The following is an 18247-nucleotide window of genomic DNA, read 5'->3' as shown; positions in this document are numbered from 1 at the left end:
GGCTTAAACCCAGCAACGAAACTGACAACTGATAATTGATAACTGTTAAAGGGGTTGCACTGATTGTCGGTCAAGTTGAGAATAAATAGGCGAAGCAGACGGGGAACCTAACGTGAGTCAAGGATTTGATTACGATTTAGTCATTATCGGCGCTGGTGTAGGCGGGCATGGTGCAGCCTTACACGCCGTAAGTTGTGGTTTAAAAACAGCGATTATTGAAGCTGCTGATATGGGAGGAACCTGTGTTAATCGGGGTTGTATTCCTTCTAAAGCGCTGCTAGCGGCATCTGGGCGGGTGCGGGAGTTACGCGATGCCCATCACCTCAAATCGCTGGGAATTCAAATTGGTAGCGTGGAATTTGATCGTCAAGCGATCGCTAATCATGCTAATAATCTCGTCTCGAAAATTCAAGGGGACTTAACCAACAGCCTCAAACGTCTAGGAGTCGATATTATCAGAGGTTGGGGAAAAATCGCTGGGGCGCAAAAAGTCTCTGTAACCGGAGACGGTGGCGAAAAAACCATCACAGCCAAAGACATCATCCTTTCCCCTGGTTCAATTCCTTTTGTACCTCCAGGGATTGAAGTAGACGGCAAAACTGTCTTTACCAGCGACCAAGGCGTTAAGTTAGAGTCTCTACCCGACTGGGTGGCAATTATTGGTAGTGGTTACATCGGCTTGGAATTTTCTGATGTTTACTCAGCTTTGGGTTGCGAAATCACCTTGATTGAAGCCCTAGATCAGTTAATGCCAGGATTTGACCGCGATATTGCCAAACTTGCCGAACGGGTACTAATTACTCCCCGCGATATTGAAACGAAAGTAGGGATATACGCTAAAAAAGTCATCCCCGGTTCACCAGTGGTAATTGAGTTAGCCGATTTCAAAACCAAAGAAGATGTAGATGTCATCGAAGTAGATGCTTGCTTGGTGGCTACGGGACGCATCCCGGCGACCAAAAATCTTGGTTTAGAGTCTGTGGGCATAGAACTCGATCGGCGGAATTTTATCCCAGTTGACGATCGCATGGCAGTACTATCGGCTGGTGAAGTAGTACCAAATGTGTGGGCAATTGGCGACGCTAATGGAAAGATGATGTTGGCACATGCGGCTTCTGCTCAGGGCATCATCGCGGTAGAAAATATAGTTGGGAGGGAAAGAATAGTAGACTATCGCAGCATCCCGGCGGCGGCGTTTACCCACCCAGAAGTCAGCTATGTAGGTTTAACAGAAACCGCAGCCAAGGAATTAGGAAAAACCGAAGGGTTTGAAATCGGCACAAGTCGGAGTTACTTCAAAGGGAATTCCAAAGCGTTGGCAGAAAATGAAGCCGACGGTATTGCCAAAGTGATATATCGCAAAGACACCGGAGAAGTCTTAGGCGTTCACATTTTCGGGCTGCACGCCTCAGACTTAATTCATGAAGCGTCAGCTGCGATCGCAAACCGTCAATCTGTCCAAAGCCTTGCACATCTAGTTCACGCCCACCCGACACTCTCCGAAGTCTTGGACGAAGCGTATAAACGAGCCGCAATTTAGGGATTGGATACTGGGTACTGGGTACTGGGGATTGGGAAGAATTCATTCCTAGTCCCTAGTCTCTAATCCCCAATCCCTAATCCCCAATCCCTAGTCCCCAATCCCTAATCCCCAATCTTTATGCAAATCCGTCGTCGTTCCCCTAACCCAGCTATTGCTGTATCGATATTGCGTTATCAGGCTGTTGTACCTGATTCAGCGCCAAAAAATATCTTGGAAGAAATTGTCTGGCAGAAAGAAGCAGAATATGACCTAATGCGAGAAAAGGTTCCTTTACAAGAATTACGGAAGCAGGTATTGACTGCGCCGCCAACCCGTGATTTTGTTGCCGCTTTGCGCCAAGGTAAGACAAAGCCAGCACTGATTGCCGAAGTTAAAAAAGCTTCACCGAGTAAAGGCGTTTTTCGAGAAGATTTTGACCCAGTAGCGATCGCCCAATCTTATCAGCAAGGCGGTGCTAGTTGTCTTTCAGTGCTAACCGATGTCAAGTTCTTTCAAGGTAGTTTTGAAAACTTAGCCAAGGTTCGGGCTGCCGTAGATTTGCCTTTATTATGCAAAGAATTTATCATTTATGCTTATCAGATATACTTAGCGCGGATTCATGGTGCAGATGCTATTTTATTGATTGCAGCTATCCTGGGCGATCAAGATTTGAAATACTTCCTTAAAATCGCTAACAACCTGAAAATGGCAGCCTTGATTGAAGTCCATAGCTTGGAAGAACTAGACCGTGTATTAGCTTTAGATGGGGCCTTTTTAGTAGGAATCAATAATCGCAATTTGGAAGATTTCTCTGTTGATCTGCAAACGACTTGCCAACTTCTAGCTGCAAGGGGTAGCCAATTGCAGGAGAAAAACATCCTTGTTGTCAGCGAGTCAGGACTACACAACCCAGATGATCTGAGTTTAGTGTTTACAGCAGGTGCATCGGCTGTACTCATTGGGGAATCTTTGGTAAAACAACCAGATCCCGGCGCTGCGATCGCCAGTATATTACCAAAGAATTTCTGAAAAAATACTTTCCCTGTACCTTTTAGTAGAGGGCAACTAATGGGGCATACTATGCGTAGACACGCAGTACTTTGCTGTCAACTATTATCAATATCTTTGCTCAATCTTCATCACTAATCAAACCAAAGCCATAAGCAACTAGTTAATTATTATGTAACAATTTATTTACAAGAAATGAAATTTGACTAAGACAAAATTCCAAATATGAAATCAAAATTAAACTTCATGGAGCAAATTCCTCTACCTTCACCTATTCACTACGAACTTATACTTCAACTCTTAGAAAGACAAACTATGTTAGCTGTAAATGACAATCCAGATTTACGACATCAGGTAAATCAATTAATTATTACTCTCCGTAAAGCTGCGGTACAGCAAAAACGACTAGAAGAAATTTGCGAGTTTTCCTCTGTGACTGTCGATCACCGTTGGTCAATCAACCATCATAATGGTAGTAAAGTTGTCGCCCCCGATTGAAGCTAATAACTTGCTTAATATCTCAACCTCAAATTTTGAGATAGCTTATTATCAGGAAACGTCTCTGGGTATTGAAGGAGATATTACTAAAAGCTTCCACTGCAATTGATTGACTCAAATGCAAAATTTGGGGTTTGATTTAAAATGATTCTGGTTATAAAAATTTTTACTTTGCAAGAATATCCTATAGATGCTAGACGAGAATTTGAAACCGATAGTCTCAATAATCAAATCTTCGGTGATATAAATTTTCCTTTATTGAGCTATTCCCCTAAAATTATGCATAGTTTTTTTCTCTCTAAATCCTAACTTGCTTATTTACAATTTATACAATAGACCTCTTGCAAAAGTCAAAAAATCAAGAATGTCACTACTCTGTTCAGCCCAGATCAATATGACAATTTAAGCATTTATGCAAGAGGTCTAATAATTTTATCAATGTTGTAAAAAAGAAGATTGTCATATTTCTCAAACTTTAGATTACACATTCATACTGATTTAGTGAAACCTGTAATTCAGCTAAAATATTGATCGAACAGAATTCAGGAGTCAGGAGTCAGAATTCAGAATGAATTCTATATGGCTGGCGGATGAGTAACTGGGTTTAAGACCCCCACCAAATTGAAAATTTGGTAGTCTTCAATCCTGCGTCGGTCTGAATCCACAACTGATTGATTCTGACTCCTGAATTCTGACCTCTGAATTCTTCTTCAAGAGATTCTCTCTCTAGTTTGACGAAAAATGAAATATAACAGCATTGATGAAATCTTCAAAAAAAATCAAGCTTGGGTTGCCGAGAAACTAGCTACAGATCCAACTTACTTTCAAGAATTATCTAGCGGACAAACACCACCTTTTCTATACATTGGGTGTTCTGATAGCCGTTTAGCCTTAACAAAGTTTACCTGTACAGAACCAGGAGAGTTATTTGTACATCGTAATATTGCTAATCAAGTTTCTCTAACAGATATTAACTTTTTAGCCGTTTTAGAATACGCAATATTACATCTTAAGGTAGAACATATTATCGTTTGTGGTCATTACGACTGCGGAGGGATTAAAGCAGCTTTGGAAGGAAGAACTATCGGAATTCTAGATAACTGGGTAAATCCGATTCGAGAACTGTATTTACACAAACAACAAGAAATTGATGCCTTGCCAACCAGAGAAGAACGCCTGAATCGTTTGGCAGAAATAAATGTAGTGGCGCAAGTGAAAAATCTCTACCAAACTTCTATCATGCGTCAGGCACTTTATGAGCGAAAAGCGCCTATGGTTCATGGTTGGGTACTAGATATACGCACTGGCTTAATCAAAGATTTGAACGTTTCAACTGTGCAATGGCAATTACACATCTGTCCCTTGCTTCTAGAGTTTAGACTCTATGCCATGTTAAAAAATGAGAGCTAATTCGGGATTTACTGCCATAAAAATTTATACTTTAGAGACATTTTTATCAGCAAACGTTCCACTTTGTTGTACTCGCAATGACATATCGAAAGTAATTTGCCGAACATGACATAACACATCCTATAGTAATTTTATTTTTTGCTTTATAAATAACCTGTTAGATATTTTTTTAAGTAAAATAAATAGTTGATTATTATTTATAGATCAATACGCTTGGGTTAAGCCAGAAAAATAAATTTGCGTAGGTTGGGTTGAGAAACGAAACCCAACATTTTCGGGCATTTGTTGGGTTTCACTTCGTTTAACCCAACCTACAATTATCCTTAACCCAAGCGTATTGATTTATAGATAGTATTTCTCGTTCTAGTCAGGTACTTGGTAGGGGCGCATAGCTATGCATCCCTACCAACTTATGTAGCTTATATGAAGGAGCATCCCACTTTTTTGCCTGTCATTGCGAGCGTAACGAAGTGAAGCGTGGCAATCCCATCAACTGGTGCTTAGTGAGAGATTGTGTGATTGCTTCGTCGTCCCTCCTCTCTATAAGACGCTGCGCGAACGCAATGACAATTTATTCTCTGAATATAAAATAAAAACTGGGATGCACCCCTTATATGATTGGAAACCGCTACATCTATAATATTAGAATCTATCAGTGCAGATATCCAACTTATAAGCTTTTTTAGAGGCAATTAATAAATTGCCTCTGTCGAGATTGTCACACTTAAGCTACTCGTACAAAAAATTATTTCTTAGCAATTATCCACACTGCGTGAATAATTCCAGGGATGTAACCAAAAAGCGTCAATACTATATTAATCCAAAAATCTATACCAAAACCTACTTGTAAAAAAACTCCCAAAGGCGGTACGAAAATGGCACACAGAATCCGAACTAAATCCATTTAAACCTCCTACTCATCTCATCAAAAATAGCTTGTTGGGTAACTCTTTTACCACTGTTCAAGCATATTTGTACCTCTCAAAGATAACACTCCCTTTCTCAATCGAGGTCACGGTTAAGATGCGGGAAACCGCACTTAATTCTAGCCACCGCTAATTTTAGCTTTATAACCTAGCTTGGTCAAAATCTCGACAATTTTCTGCTTGTGTTCGCCCTGAATTTCAATTTCGTTATCTTTAAGTGTCCCACCTGTTCCACACTGGGTTTTCAACTGCTTCACCAAATCTGCCAAGGTTTCTGGTTTAGCTTGAAAACCGCTAATCACTGTGACAGTTTTACCTTTGCGTCCTTTGCGGGAAGCTTGTACTTTAAGATTTTGTTGTTGCGGAGGTAGTTCTGGAATTGGTCTTTCTGTAGCGGGGGAGTTATCGTTGCCAAATTCGCGGTAGACGAAGCTTTTATCAGAAGATTTAGAATTGGAAGAAGACATAAAATAAATGTTTAAGAAAGATTTCAAAGGCAGTGGAAACTTCGACGCAACCATTCTGCTGGGATATCAATTCTAGGCTAACATTACAAATGCATTGCAAGGAATTGGGAATTGGGAATTGGGGATTGGGAATTGGGAATTGGGAAAAGGACTTAGGGAAAAGGAGAATTGGGGACAAGGGGAAAGACTTGTTTCAAGTTCTCACCTCTTGTCCCATTCCCCATTCCCTAGATATACCCAGATATGTCCCAGACTTTTCTATAATAATTAAGTCATTCCCGTCATCGAAAACAGCCTGTGACTACCACTCCCTTCTCTCCAAGTTCAACTGCTCAGGTTCCCGATTCGCTAGGTCGCTTTGGACGCTTCGGCGGTAAGTATGTGCCTGAAACGCTGATGCCTGCCCTTGCTGAATTAGAAACAGCTTATCAGCAATACCGCAATGACCCCGGTTTTCAAGCAGAATTGCAGCAGTTGTTACGGGATTATGTGGGACGCGCCACACCGTTGTATTTCGCTGAACGTCTGACTGCTCATTATGCCCGACCCGATCGCACCGGGCCGCAAATTTATTTAAAGCGCGAAGATTTAAATCATACTGGCGCTCACAAAATCAATAATGCCCTTGGTCAGGTATTGTTGGCGAAACGCATGGGTAAGCAACGGATTATTGCCGAAACGGGTGCTGGACAACATGGAGTTGCGACAGCCACAGTTTGCGCTCGTTTTGGACTGGAATGCGTAATTTACATGGGCGTTCATGACATGGAACGCCAATCTTTAAATGTGTTTAGAATGCGGTTGATGGGGGCAGAAGTGCGTCCAGTAGAAGCGGGAACTGGAACCCTAAAAGATGCCACTTCTGAAGCAATCCGCGATTGGGTAACAAATGTGGAAACAACTCACTACATCCTGGGTTCGGTAGCAGGGCCCCATCCTTACCCGATGATGGTACGTGATTTCCATGCAGTCATCGGCCAAGAAACTCGCGCCCAAGCAATGGAAAAGTGGGGTACACTGCCTGATATTCTCTTGGCTTGTGTGGGTGGTGGTTCCAATGCGATGGGACTATTTTATGAGTTTATTAATGAGCCTTCTATCCGGTTTATTGGAATTGAGGCAGCCGGAGAAGGTGTTAATACCGAAAAACACGCAGCAACCTTGACAAAAGGACGAGTTGGTGTATTACATGGAGCGATGAGCTATCTATTACAAGATGAGGATGGGCAAATCATTGAGGCGCACTCAATTAGTGCGGGGTTAGATTATCCCGGTGTGGGGCCAGAACATAGCTATTTGAAAGACACTGGTCGCGCCGAATATTATAGTGTGACAGATGCAGAGGCTTTGGAAGCATTCCAGCGATTATCGAAATTGGAAGGGATTATCCCAGCATTGGAAACAGCCCATGCGATCGCATATCTCGAAACCCTATGTCCTCAACTAAGCGGTAGTCCCCGAATTGTAATTAACTGCTCTGGACGCGGTGATAAAGATGTACAAACGGTAGCCAAGTTATTAGACCCAGCGTAAATCTACGTAAAATATTTGGGAGGAAGCAATGATGGATCAACAATTCCAACACGCTATGCTACCGCAGCCCACTCACGACGAGTTGGCACGCCAAAATTTTGTGCAAAGTTTGAGAATGCACATTTTCAGGAATATCTCTCCTGGTAATAAAGTACTTTATGAAAAACTAGCCAAGCCGAAGTTTGAACAAGAACATCAGCGTCCTCCCGAAAATCGCCATGAAATTCGGGAAGTAATGCAGCATGAACCCTACTATCGATGGACTAGTGCCCTCAAGCGCATCAACCAGGAAATATTATGGGATGCTGTAAATTCCAGTGTTGACAGACAACTGCCAGAGTTGATTGAACGTGCCAAAGATCAGGGTGATGAACTAGGTACTTTAACTCTCGACCCAAATTTTCAAATACCTACTCATCAAAAAGCTGTAGACATTCACTGTATGCCTGGAGGATATCATAGTGAATTTGCTGAGGATGATGTAGCTGCTGGCGCAACTTACGATCGCGGCGTTTATATTTATGGTCTAGGTTGGTTGGGGCCCTTTAACGATGATATGGGGCTATCTATAGTCCAAAATTATCTGCTACCAGAGTATCCAGACTTTCGACCGAGAAAAATTCTTGATATGGGATGTTCTATTGGCAATAGCACATTACCCTACGTAGATGCTTACCCAGATGCAGAAATTCATGCCATTGATATAGGCGCACCCATGCTACGTTATGCTCATGCAAGAGCCGAAGCCTTGGGCAAACGGGTACATTTCTCTCAGCAAAATGCCGAGCAAACTAACTTTCCAAATGAATCATTTGACTTAGTGGTTTCTCATATTTTGCTGCATGAAATTCCCCCGCCATCTGTGCGTAAAGTTATGCAAGAATCTTATCGTCTACTGGCTCCTGGCGGCATGATGCTCCATGTGGAAGCGCCCCTGTATCGTCACATGGATATTTATACGCAGTTTGTTTATGATTGGGAAACTGCTAACAACAACGAACCCTTCTGGAGTGCTGTACGCGATCTGGATTTGGTGACGCTAGCTACTGAGGCTGGTTTTTCAGCAGATAAGACATTCGAGAAGTTTGTCCCTAATGGGGCATGGAAAGGAAAGATAGCTAATGGTAATTCAGGCAGTCAAGGCACTTGGTTTGTGGTTGCAGCAACTAAGTAATTCGTAATTCGTAATGGAGCCTCCGGCACGCTACGCGAACGTAATTTGGGTTTCCTTCTTTTGCATATCTAGTTTTATTTTTGGAGAATTGTTATTAGATGGTAAAAACAGCCAAGGGTAAACGACCTGTTTACCTAGAAAATCCGCAAATTGATAAATTGTTGGCGATCGTTATGGCTTTGACTGGTGAGGTATCAGTACTGCATGAGCGACTAGACACCATTGAACGATTGCTAGAGGCTAAAGATATTTTATTGCCTACTGAAATCGAAGCTTACCAGCCGGATGCCAAGGTAATTAAGGAGCGGGAACACTGGCGGGCGGAATATATTACCCGGGTGCTGCGCGTGGTGCAAGAAGAATTAGAAACCCTGAAGCAAAACTAGTTGCACAGAGGTTTATAGTAAAAAATTTGATGCCATTTGTATTACGACTTACGCAAAACTACACGCTGTAAGTCAATTCATGTAGAGGCCAACTAGCTTTTTGCAGGGTATTGCCCCTACCCGATAATCAGGGTTGTGGTTATTATTTGCGTAAGTCTTGGATATCAAAATAATCATACTAATGGTAGAGGATAATTTTTATACATAGCACTATTTTTTCGTAAAATTGTGAATTTCAAGGTTTACTGGTAGTTTTCGACCATAAAGCTGGCATAAAGAAAGGTATATAGACTTACAATCAATTTGTCACATTGACATTAGTTTGCTTAGATGGTCTGGAACTTTACTTTCAGCAAATGATTAAAACAACCATCTACGGCGTTGTAAGTACCATTGTTCTCAGTAGTGGAGCGATCGCTACTCCTGTAACAAGTCCAAACATTACACCAATGTCATCAAACGTATCAAGTAATACCTTCAAAATTGCAGCATCTAGTATCAACACTGCTGCTCTAGAAGAGTCAGTTTTCACCCAAATTAATAACTACAGAATTTCCCAAAAGCTAACAAAGCTGACTCGTAATTCTGCTATCGATAATCAAGCCAGAATTCACAGTCAGAACATGGCTAATGGTAAGGTTGGCTTTGGACATACAGGATTTTCAGAACGTATTCGAGCAATCGGTATTTCTTACAGAGGGGCTGCTGAAAATGTCGCTTATAACCAGGGATATAGTGACCCTGCTAAGATAGCTGTTCAAGGCTGGCTCAAAAGTCCAGGGCATCTAGCCAATATCAAAGGCAATTATGATAAGACGGGGATTGGTGTTGCTGCTACCAGCACAGGCAAAATCTACTTCACACAAATTTTTCTTCGTTGATAGGTTTAGCAAAATTTAAGTTTTTTCTAAAATTCCCCAGATTTCTGTCTGTTGACACTGTTATTAGATATTGAATAATGTAGTTTCAATGACATTTTTTTATTGAATACTACATTATTTTTTAGTAATTTATAAAAATCATAAATTATCAGCAAAAATCAGCATGATTTTATGAAGCTGATCTATTGAAATATTGACAGTTGGAAAAGATTATTTCTACTTCCTATAAAGGATGTAGGCAAATTGCCGAAATTCATCAATACTTAATAGTATCGTGGTATATATCTTCGGAACAATAAGTTAGAGTAGAAGTCTTATTATCTCTAAACTTACGCAATTCTCCATGTTCCGACAAACTGCTTTTGGCATCGCTTTAAGTGCGCTTGTCCTTGCTAGTGGATTAACGGCTGTTCCGATACCAAATCATCCTTCTACAAATACATCCACCCGTAATAAGCTGTTGTCGCTTTTTTCCAGTCAGGTTGCAATATCGACCCCTACTTTTAAAACTACTGAGCTAGAAAAATCAGTTTTTGAGCAAATTAATCGATATCGGGCTTCTAAAGGACTGCCAAAGTTGACCTTAAATGCAAATATTACTCGACAAGCAAGAATTCATAGTCAAAATATGGCTAAGGGGAAAACCCCATTTAGTCATCAGGGATTTGAAGGGCGAGTCAAAGCTATCCCTCTTCGCTACAACAGTGCGGCGGAAAATGTTGCTTTCAACCGAGGATATAGCAACCCTGTGGAAGAAGCTGTTACTGGTTGGATCAACAGTCCGGGACATCTAAAGAATCTAAAAGGAAATTACAATCTTACTGGAATTGGCGTTGCTACTAATAATCAAGGCGAAGTTTACCTGACACAACTCTTTTTGCGTGGTAGGTAGATTTAATTTCTGGTTTTTTTGCACAATAATAATGTAGTGTCTGACAAGACTTTTATCTGCTGGACACTGCTATTATTTTTGAACAATTCATGACATTACAAGATTTTCAGGTGAGCGATCGCGATCTCAGTGACGCAGCCCTTAGTCAGTATTTAGAATCGACAGCGATCGCAGTTGACACAGAAACGATGGGATTATTGCCACAGCGCGATCGCTTGTGTCTTGTCCAACTGTGCAATCGAGAAGGGAAAGTGACTGTAATCCGCATAGCGAAAGGACAAGTTGAAGCCCCAAACTTAAAAAAACTCTTGGAAGCAGCGAATGTTGTAAAAGTGTTTCACTTTGCTCGATTTGATCTGGCAACTTTGCGAGCCAATTTGGGGATTCAGGTTAACCCTGTTTTTTGTACCAAAATTGCTAGTAAGTTAGCTCGTACTTACACAAATCGCCACGGACTCAAAGATGTAGTGCAAGAGTTAGAAAAAGTAGAACTGGATAAAAGTTCTCAAACTTCTGATTGGGGTAACGCCATTAGTTTATCTGAAGCTCAACTTAGTTATGCTGCTAATGATGTGCGTTACTTACTTAGTGTGCAGCAGAAGTTAACAGAAATGCTCAAACGAGAAGAACGTTGGAAAATTGCTCAAGAATGTTTTGAATTTCTACCAACAATAGTTTCCTTAGATTTATTGCAATTTAAGGATTTGTTTGAACATTAATCAAAAGGACACGTTCGCGCAGCGTCTCGCAGAGAAGAAAGAAGTTAAAAAGGTTTGGCGCAGCCTCACAAAGGAATGGTATAAAAGACGCTGTTCGGGTTTACAATGGCAGAAGATTATTAGATTTTGCAAAAATGAGGTACAAGAGAGGGGCGCATAGCTGTGCTACCCTACTTTGTACCTCATTATGATTACGAACCGCTATAGACCTCTTAAAAAATCTTCTAACACCTCTCTAACTGTTCCCTATAAGCAAAGAGGGTAGACTTTGATGTAATATCAAAGGTTTAGTAGGGTTTTTATTCTTGATTTACTCAAGAGGTCTATCGGTAACTTTCTAAGTTTACCTAAGAGCCAACATTCGAATCATCTTTATTTATAGAATTTTGAGCTTCATTAATGCCTTCTTTGACATTATTGGCTCCCTCTTCAATGCCTTCTTTGAGGTTACTAGCTCCTTCTTGAATACTTTCTTTGAGGTTACTAGCTCCTTTCTTAATGGCTTCCGTCGCGCTAGTGCCTCCCTTTGGCTGATTTTCTTGGTGATTTTTTAACCGATCTACAACATTGTATTCATCTGCACCTGGGGGAGTTTTTGATTCAATAATGCCTTCTGTTGGCCCACCGATCGCTTTCCATGCGGCAAGACCACCTTTGAGTTCGGAGACATGCTCAAATCCATTAGAACGCAGTTGTTGTGCGGCCTGGGCAGTTTCTTCTTCATTAGCACCGTAAACGTAAATATCACGGCTCTTATCCAAGGAAGGTACTGCACGCTGTACCAATTCATTTATTGGCATAGGCATAGATCCTAAAATGTGTCCTTCATTGAAGGTGTTGCGATCGCGCACATCTAGGATTGTAAAAGCTGGTTCGCCCCATTCTAGGCGAGATTTCAGTGCATGAGCATCAGATTGTGTTTCTATTGGTGGCTGTGGAGGAATGATGCCGCCTACTAAATCGTTTACCATAATTATCCCTTACTAACGATATTAATAGCAATTTAACGGACTAGATATATTTAATTGCTCTTTCTCTGGGATGAAGTTATGCAAAGTCTCTCTCAAGGTAGAGTAGGTAATTAAAATATTTTCTACCATTTAATCCATTGCAAATACAATCAGATTAGACTATCAAAAAGGCTTTTTGTTCGTACTTGATTCTAATAAAATATTTGAATTTTCAGTTTCGGATATTTAATTCTTTAAAAAAAATGAATAATAAGTTTTATTTTATTTTATTAATTTTTATATTCAAAATATTCTAAATATCAAAAAACGTTCAACCATTATTACAGGAATTATGTAGCTTTTTAATATCTGCGATCGCTAACAATAATGTCTCTTCAATTTCTTGCCGCACTTTGGATTTTATCTTGACGTTTTTGACGCACTTCCCGCACCAGCATATCAAGATCAGTACCTTTGATTTGCGCTTTAGTCTTGCGATTGCTTCATTCCAATTCTCTACGAGACGCTACCGCGAACGTTGCACTCGCAATGACATATCACAAGTAATTTGTCGGACATCATATAACTCCAAGTTTTATCTGTTAAAGCTGTTTTTGCTGCCCTAATAAGTAACCATGCAAAATTAATTACAGTCATTGCGAGCGTAAGCAATCCCAGCCCTTGCGATTGCTTCATTTCGCTTCGCTGCATTCGCAATGACATTGTGTAATTAACTTTGTTTATCTACTTAACTTCTGGCGATGCTCTCACTCCTTGGCTTGTCATAGTCTCAGGTTGAAATTTGTAGTATAGTATATGCTTAAAAGGGTAGCTGCATGTAAATACACGCTGTGTAAATTTTCGTAGTTCCTCTTCAGGAGCAGATACCCAGTGCTTAAAGTACGGTTGGGTAGGTATAGTTAAAAATTTAGATTAGCTTATGGCTTGCTTTGTAAGCCTTTGTGGATAGCTAATTAATCATAGAGTGCATTGCTTTTCCAAAGTTATAGCAACTGCTTTCGTATATAGTGTTTATCTAAACTATTTGTATTTGTGGTTGTAGAAATGGTCTTCAATTATACTTATCCTAAGTATAAAAGTGGTATATTGTACCATATAAATTCAAATTTATACAAAAATCATACAATAGTTATACATTTTACAAGTATTGCAATGGCTGAAGTTTTTATAAGCTTCATGGAAAATTAATTGTACACAAGTACTACAGTAGCGATCGTACTCAGCAGAGACGCGCGCGAATCCACTCTCAACAGAAACACGTACAGCAAAACTGACGCAACAGAGAATCGCCCAATCTACAATAGGCAACATTATGGTTATAGTTACCGCTACTACTCCCAAAATTATGATTGTTGATGACGACTTCGGCGTAAGAAATCTCGTCCATCGTTTTTTGAGTCGGAAATATCAAATAGAGGCGGCGGCAGATGGTAAAAGTGCATTATCGATGTTTGAGCAATTCAACCCAGCTTTAGTGATTCTGGATTGGAATTTGCCGGATGTTAATGGTTATAGCCTCTGCCAAGAAATGCAGAGTCGGACTAATGTTCTAGTGCTGATACTAACTAGTAGGACTGACGAGGCTGATAAAATTAAAATCTTGAGTGCAGGTGCTGATGATTTCATGACTAAACCATTTAGTCTTGCAGAAGTAGAAGTTAGAATAGAAGCTCTTTTGAGGCGGATACGCTACATCAACCCTTCACCGACACAACGGATCATTTTCAAGCAGCTAGTAATTAACCCAGAGGGACGGGAGGTAACACTTAACGATAAGCTTCTGGCTTTAACAGCGCTGGAATTTAATATTTTACATTTTTTGGCAAGTCATCCTAATCAAGCTTGGAGTCGTCCACAACTAATCCAAAAAATTTGGGGTTGCGATTACGTAGGAGATGGCCGGGTGGTTGACGTACATATTGGTCAGCTTCGCAAGAAAATGGAAGTCGATCCTAGCGTACCAGAGTTTATTAAAACTGTGCGCGGCTATGGTTATAAGTTTGAAGCACCCGAAGAAAATACTACTTCCTGAGCTTTCCAATTTCAGGACTAGTTTATAACAAAGAATGACTCATCTGAGTCAGCATTAGTCTTATTATTTACTTAAATACTTTTACTGAGGCTTGACCGTATAACTTGCGTTAGTTTGAGGCGTTGATACAAACTGATTTGGTGATTTCGTGTCTGCTCAAGCCTCAGACAGTAACTTTATTGCTTTTAATATATCGTCTCAAGATAAATTTCCTAAAAATCAAAATATACAAAGTTTAAACGAAGTTTCGCCTTTAGGTAAAATTTGGGACAAGCACAGAGCTAATACTGATAAAATCTTGCATCATTACGCCAAAGCAGACGAACATTGTTTTCACCAGTATGCTTGGCGCATGGAAATATGTAGAGTTATTGAAACGAATAATTAAATTTTAACTAGCCAGATAAAAAACTTCTGCAACCGCTTTTGGTAATTCAATCAATACGAAACAATTGCTAGGATATAAATAGTCTTCGCCTGATTCATCAATAACTCTAATCATTTGGTGCTTAACAGCATCAGAATCAGGAACGGTCTGGTAAATTTTCCGAATTTCTAAAGAAGCAGGATAATCTTTGTTGTTAATGCAAACAACATATTGAGTTTCTGTGTTCGCTGACTGCATAATGACTCCTATAGAAAGCGTTTTATTTTGATTTCTTTTTTACCCATTCCGTGGGCTTCATATCAGTGTCACTCAGCTTCGTAAATGCTTCTGCCGTCTAAGCTAATGGTTGCAAAGCCTTTAAGTTTCCGCCACCGTCCTAAACCATAAGTTTTACACAAGCGTTCTAGTTCACGAATGGAGTTACCAACAGCAATTATTTCAATATTGGTGATGTCTCCGATAATTTCAAAATTCAAGTAAGCATTACTCCTAGTAAATATTGCAACAAAGAACTTTTAACTACGCCCCACCGCCAATCTTTGACTCACCAACTCAGCCGCTAAATGTATTGCTGCTTTCATACTCGTAGCATCAGCAATTCCCTTACCCGCAATATCAAACGCTGTTCCATGATCCGGTGAAGTCCGAACAAAAGGAAGACCAATAGAAGTATTAACTGCCCGATCAAACGCCATCAGCTTCACAGGAATTAAGCCTTGGTCGTGGTAAAGTGCCAAGTAACCATCAGCCGGATTTTGGACTAAAGAATTTCCATACCAAGCTTGACCAGGTTTAACCCACATCGTATCTGGCGGTATTGGCCCATCTAGCTGTAATTGTGGTCTATTTTGCCGCTCTTGCTCCAACCAGGGAATTAACCAATCTTGTTCTTCATGTCCCAGTTGTCCCTGTTCGCCACTGTGGGGATTCAAACCTGCGATCGCAATTCTCCCATTTTTTATTCCAAAATCTTTCTCTAAACATTCCACCAGCAAATCCAATTTCTGTGTCAACAACTGTGGTGTCAATGTATCCGCTACTTGACGGAGGGGAATATGTGTAGTCGCAAGTAAAGCGCGGAGTGTCCAATTAGTATGAGGCGATCGCGCTACAAATAACATCCCAAAACGGTCAACACCTGACTTTTGCGCCAAAAGTTCCGTTTGCCCTGGATAATTATATCCTGCGGCTTTCCAAGCAGATTTAGCGATCGGCCCTGTGACAATAGCATCAAATTTACCAGCGAGTGTTTGTGCGATCGCATATTCCATATAAGCAAAACTAGCCGCACCACTCGCCGCATTACCTATTCCTGGGATAATTTGACCTTTAATTTCTCCACCCAACTGCACATTGCTGACAGACAACTCTTCTGGATTGGCCAAAGGTGCTAAATTCTCAGTTAAATTCAGTTTGTGATAAGTCTGTGCCAGCAAATCCTCGTTACCCACAACTGTTACGTCGTATTTTTTACTAATTTCTGGCTCTGCTAAAGCTTTCAAAATCACTTCCGGCCCAATACCCGCCGGATCTCCTAACGTCAGCGCCAAACGCGGGCGGTTATCTTGGCGAGAATTCACTAAGTTATCTTGATTATTTTGATACATAAAATTTATTCATAATAATTATCATCAAGTTTTCTGGTATTTCCCTATCTTTCCCGCTCCCCAGTAGGGATTGCCCCCCAAACCAGTAGGGATTACTTGCTAAACTAGTTTAAAATTATTTACACGGGTCTAATCCTACAGTAACTATTGAAAAGCTTCTGCTAGACCTAGTTTACACACACTAATTTGCATAAGGAGAATCACACTAATGGGCGGCGAAATTTTGAATGCAGCTGTATTGTCCTTCGGTTTAATCTTCGTAGGTTGGGGCTTAGGCGCATTGTTACTGAAAATTCAGGGCGGGGAAGAGTAATTAGTGCTGAGTGCTGAGTGCTGAGTGCTGAGTGCTGAGTTAGGAGTTATTTTATTCTCCCCACTCCCTTTTTCATCGAAATGAGAAAAAAGCTTGTCCGTTAACCGGACAGCTATTTTCCCATGAGTTTATCCAAATAAATTGATTTTCTGAGAAAAGATGTAAACTTTTGTTTGCATAGGTTATTCTGATAACATTCTTTTCATAAAACATTAAAATTTATTACAAACCTCATGACATTATTAATCGTCGGTGCCACTGGCACCTTAGGAAGACAAGTGGCTCGTCGTGCAATCGATGAGGGATATAAAGTACGCTGTCTTGTTCGCAGCAGTAAAAAAGCAGCTTTTCTCAAAGAATGGGGTGCGGAACTCGTACCAGGAAATTTACGTTATCCCGATACCTTAGCGGAAGCTTTAGTTGGCGTAACCCAAGTTATTGATGCGTCAACATCTCGCCCTACAGATTCACTAAGTATCAAACAAGTTGACTGGGAGGGCAAAGTAGCATTAATTCAAGCAGCAAAAGCAGCAGGTGTAGAGCGCTTTATCTTCTTTTCAATTTTGGATGCGGATAAATACCCAGAAGTACCGCTCATGGAAATCAAGCGTTGTACAGAACTATTCTTAGCGGAGTCAGGCTTGAATTATACCATCTTGCGGCTAGCTGGTTTTATGCAAGGGTTAATCGGTCAATATGGGATTCCCATTTTGGAAGGACAGCCAGTTTGGGTAACAGGTAATTCTTCTCCCATTGCCTACATGGATACTCAGGATATTGCTAAGTTTGCCATCCGTGCATTGAGTGTGCCCGAAACGGAAAACCAAGCTTTTCCTGTAGTTGGTACTCGTGCGTGGAGTGCAGAAGAAATCATCAACCTGTGCGAACGCTTATCTGGAAAAGACGCTAGGGTAACACGGATGCCGATAACCCTACTGCGTGCCGTTCGGGGCTTAATGCGATCTTTTCAGTGGGGATGGAACGTGGCAGACAGGCTAGCGTTTACAGAAGTATTAGCTAGTGGTAAACAGCTAAATGCTTCAATGGATGAAGTGTATACAGTCTTTGGTTTAGATCCGCAACAGACTACAACCCTAGAAAGTTATTTACAAGAGTACTTCAGCCGAATTATGAAGAAGCTCAAAGAGGTAGACTACCAGAAAAATAAAAATAAAAAGCAGAAACCTAAAAAAACTCCTTTTAAACAGTCTTCAAAAGCTAATAGTCAATAGTCATTACAAAACAGACATTAGTCATGAAACTCTGCATTCTGGATATTTGACTTCAGGCTACATGACCAAAAATGTTAAAAGCCCCATCCTTCTAGGACGACTTTAATTCTCTAAATTTGTCTTGAAAGTTTCCGGTGATTGGTATAATCAAACAATATCACAGGTAGAATAACCGCTAGCACAAATGGATAACCAACCCCAATACGACTGGCTAGGAAATAATAATGGTTAGTGGGCGGCGAAAACCACGATAAACATAGCTGGGGTAGCAAACGCTCACCCATACCA

General features: G+C 40.6%; 19 protein-coding genes and 1 pseudogene. 14 read left to right on the top strand and 6 right to left on the bottom strand.

The genetic code is table 11. The features are described 5' to 3' along the window. The first annotated feature begins 112 nt into the window (after positions 1–112). From lpdA to VB732_RS06165, 4 genes are all read left to right on the top strand, one after another. Positions 113–1540, top strand: coding sequence for a dihydrolipoyl dehydrogenase (gene lpdA, locus VB732_RS06180; protein WP_323229952.1), 1428 nt, complete (start codon positions 113–115; stop codon positions 1538–1540). A 120-nt stretch (positions 1541–1660) separates the two neighbouring features. Then, the gene (gene trpC, locus VB732_RS06175) at positions 1661–2551 is read left to right on the top strand and encodes an indole-3-glycerol phosphate synthase TrpC (RefSeq protein ID WP_323229951.1); all 891 of its coding nucleotides are present in this window, start codon (positions 1661–1663) and stop codon (positions 2549–2551) included. A 225-nt stretch (positions 2552–2776) separates the two neighbouring features. Further along, the gene (locus VB732_RS06170) at positions 2777–3028 is read left to right on the top strand and encodes a DUF5340 domain-containing protein (RefSeq protein WP_163929097.1); all 252 of its coding nucleotides are present in this window, start codon (positions 2777–2779) and stop codon (positions 3026–3028) included. Between the two features lie 741 nt (positions 3029–3769). Then, positions 3770–4438 carry a carbonic anhydrase gene (locus tag VB732_RS06165; protein WP_323229950.1) on the top strand — a complete coding sequence of 223 codons (669 nt, stop codon included), beginning with the start codon at positions 3770–3772 and terminating at the stop codon, positions 4436–4438. 745 nt (positions 4439–5183) lie between these two features. On the opposite strand, the gene VB732_RS06160 is transcribed toward VB732_RS06165, so the two are convergent. Together VB732_RS06160 and VB732_RS06155 are read right to left on the bottom strand one after the other, a co-directional pair. Continuing rightward, positions 5184–5342, bottom strand: a complete 159-nt coding sequence (locus VB732_RS06160; RefSeq protein WP_012410519.1) for a YqaE/Pmp3 family membrane protein — start codon at positions 5340–5342, stop codon at positions 5184–5186. Positions 5343–5483: 141 nt separating this feature from the next. Further along, positions 5484–5831 carry a translation initiation factor gene (locus VB732_RS06155; protein WP_323229949.1) on the bottom strand — a complete coding sequence of 116 codons (348 nt, stop codon included), beginning with the start codon at positions 5829–5831 and terminating at the stop codon, positions 5484–5486. A gap of 297 nt (positions 5832–6128) precedes the next feature. Here VB732_RS06155 and trpB point away from each other — a divergent pair, with 297 nt between their 5' ends. The 6 genes from trpB to VB732_RS06125 all read left to right on the top strand — a co-directional run bounded on the left by trpB (position 6129) and on the right by VB732_RS06125 (position 11416). Then, the gene (gene trpB / locus VB732_RS06150) at positions 6129–7364 is read left to right on the top strand and encodes a tryptophan synthase subunit beta (RefSeq protein WP_323229948.1); all 1236 of its coding nucleotides are present in this window, start codon (positions 6129–6131) and stop codon (positions 7362–7364) included. A 28-nt stretch (positions 7365–7392) separates the two neighbouring features. Beyond that, positions 7393–8538 carry a class I SAM-dependent methyltransferase gene (locus VB732_RS06145; protein ID WP_323229947.1) on the top strand — a complete coding sequence of 382 codons (1146 nt, stop codon included), beginning with the start codon at positions 7393–7395 and terminating at the stop codon, positions 8536–8538. Positions 8539–8636: 98 nt separating this feature from the next. Continuing rightward, positions 8637–8924, top strand: coding sequence for a hypothetical protein (locus tag VB732_RS06140; RefSeq protein ID WP_323229946.1), 288 nt, complete (start codon positions 8637–8639; stop codon positions 8922–8924). A gap of 356 nt (positions 8925–9280) precedes the next feature. Beyond that, the gene (locus tag VB732_RS06135; protein WP_323229999.1) at positions 9281–9805 is read left to right on the top strand and encodes a CAP domain-containing protein; all 525 of its coding nucleotides are present in this window, start codon (positions 9281–9283) and stop codon (positions 9803–9805) included. Between the two features lie 343 nt (positions 9806–10148). After that, positions 10149–10697: a CAP domain-containing protein gene (locus tag VB732_RS06130; RefSeq protein ID WP_323229945.1), complete on the top strand. Its 549-nt coding sequence runs from the start codon at positions 10149–10151 to the stop codon at positions 10695–10697. An 89-nt stretch (positions 10698–10786) separates the two neighbouring features. After that, the gene (locus tag VB732_RS06125) at positions 10787–11416 is read left to right on the top strand and encodes a ribonuclease H-like domain-containing protein (RefSeq protein WP_323229944.1); all 630 of its coding nucleotides are present in this window, start codon (positions 10787–10789) and stop codon (positions 11414–11416) included. A 524-nt stretch (positions 11417–11940) separates the two neighbouring features. Here the strand turns inward: VB732_RS06125 and VB732_RS06120 are convergent. Then, a pseudogene (locus tag VB732_RS06120) lies at positions 11941–12387 on the bottom strand (rhodanese-like domain-containing protein); the annotation flags it as partial. Positions 12388–13699: 1312 nt separating this feature from the next. Here VB732_RS06120 and VB732_RS06115 point away from each other — a divergent pair. Both VB732_RS06115 and VB732_RS06110 read left to right on the top strand, forming a co-directional pair. Beyond that, positions 13700–14419, top strand: a complete 720-nt coding sequence (locus VB732_RS06115) for a response regulator transcription factor (RefSeq protein ID WP_323229943.1) — start codon at positions 13700–13702, stop codon at positions 14417–14419. Positions 14420–14567: 148 nt separating this feature from the next. Further along, a complete protein-coding gene (locus tag VB732_RS06110) occupies positions 14568–14807 on the top strand; it encodes a hypothetical protein (protein WP_323229942.1) in 240 nt (79 codons plus the stop codon). A 3-nt stretch (positions 14808–14810) separates the two neighbouring features. On the opposite strand, the gene VB732_RS06105 is transcribed toward VB732_RS06110, so the two are convergent. From VB732_RS06105 to pdxA, 3 genes are all read right to left on the bottom strand, one after another. Further along, positions 14811–15044, bottom strand: coding sequence for a hypothetical protein (locus tag VB732_RS06105; protein ID WP_323229941.1), 234 nt, complete (start codon positions 15042–15044; stop codon positions 14811–14813). Between the two features lie 68 nt (positions 15045–15112). Then, entirely contained in the window at positions 15113–15283 is a 171-nt protein-coding gene (locus VB732_RS06100; protein WP_323229940.1) for a hypothetical protein, read from the bottom strand. Between the two features lie 39 nt (positions 15284–15322). Then, positions 15323–16414 (bottom strand): 4-hydroxythreonine-4-phosphate dehydrogenase PdxA, encoded by a 1092-nt coding sequence (gene pdxA / locus VB732_RS06095; protein WP_323229939.1) that lies wholly within the window; start codon positions 16412–16414, stop codon positions 15323–15325. A 208-nt stretch (positions 16415–16622) separates the two neighbouring features. On the opposite strand from pdxA, the gene VB732_RS06090 reads away from it, so the two are divergent. Continuing rightward, the gene (locus tag VB732_RS06090; protein ID WP_094330898.1) at positions 16623–16727 is read left to right on the top strand and encodes a PetM family cytochrome b6-f complex subunit 7; all 105 of its coding nucleotides are present in this window, start codon (positions 16623–16625) and stop codon (positions 16725–16727) included. Between the two features lie 233 nt (positions 16728–16960). Next, positions 16961–17959 (top strand): SDR family oxidoreductase, encoded by a 999-nt coding sequence (locus VB732_RS06085; protein ID WP_323229938.1) that lies wholly within the window; start codon positions 16961–16963, stop codon positions 17957–17959. Positions 17960–18247 lie beyond the last annotated feature (288 nt).

Source organism: Nostoc sp. UHCC 0252 (assembly GCF_034931145.1).
In the GTDB taxonomy this organism is placed as follows: domain Bacteria; phylum Cyanobacteriota; class Cyanobacteriia; order Cyanobacteriales; family Nostocaceae; genus Nostoc.
This window is presented reverse-complemented; position numbering and strand designations above follow the sequence as displayed.

Excerpts from the sequence above, each read along its gene's own strand:
- trpC (WP_323229951.1), top strand. The coding sequence starts at position 1,661 with ATGCAAATCCGTCGTCGTTCCCCTAACCCAGCTATTGCTGTATCGATA.
- VB732_RS06170 (WP_163929097.1), top strand. The coding sequence starts at position 2,777 with ATGGAGCAAATTCCTCTACCTTCACCTATTCACTACGAACTTATACTT.
- VB732_RS06165 (WP_323229950.1), top strand. The coding sequence starts at position 3,770 with ATGAAATATAACAGCATTGATGAAATCTTCAAAAAAAATCAAGCTTGG.
- VB732_RS06160 (WP_012410519.1), bottom strand. The coding sequence starts at position 5,342 with ATGGATTTAGTTCGGATTCTGTGTGCCATTTTCGTACCGCCTTTGGGA.
- VB732_RS06155 (WP_323229949.1), bottom strand. The coding sequence starts at position 5,831 with ATGTCTTCTTCCAATTCTAAATCTTCTGATAAAAGCTTCGTCTACCGC.
- VB732_RS06145 (WP_323229947.1), top strand. The coding sequence starts at position 7,393 with ATGATGGATCAACAATTCCAACACGCTATGCTACCGCAGCCCACTCAC.
- VB732_RS06140 (WP_323229946.1), top strand. The coding sequence starts at position 8,637 with ATGGTAAAAACAGCCAAGGGTAAACGACCTGTTTACCTAGAAAATCCG.
- VB732_RS06135 (WP_323229999.1), top strand. The coding sequence starts at position 9,281 with ATGATTAAAACAACCATCTACGGCGTTGTAAGTACCATTGTTCTCAGT.
- VB732_RS06130 (WP_323229945.1), top strand. The coding sequence starts at position 10,149 with ATGTTCCGACAAACTGCTTTTGGCATCGCTTTAAGTGCGCTTGTCCTT.
- VB732_RS06125 (WP_323229944.1), top strand. The coding sequence starts at position 10,787 with ATGACATTACAAGATTTTCAGGTGAGCGATCGCGATCTCAGTGACGCA.
- VB732_RS06115 (WP_323229943.1), top strand. The coding sequence starts at position 13,700 with ATGGTTATAGTTACCGCTACTACTCCCAAAATTATGATTGTTGATGAC.
- VB732_RS06105 (WP_323229941.1), bottom strand. The coding sequence starts at position 15,044 with ATGCAGTCAGCGAACACAGAAACTCAATATGTTGTTTGCATTAACAAC.
- pdxA (WP_323229939.1), bottom strand. The coding sequence starts at position 16,414 with ATGTATCAAAATAATCAAGATAACTTAGTGAATTCTCGCCAAGATAAC.
- VB732_RS06090 (WP_094330898.1), top strand. The coding sequence starts at position 16,623 with ATGGGCGGCGAAATTTTGAATGCAGCTGTATTGTCCTTCGGTTTAATC.
- VB732_RS06085 (WP_323229938.1), top strand. The coding sequence starts at position 16,961 with ATGACATTATTAATCGTCGGTGCCACTGGCACCTTAGGAAGACAAGTG.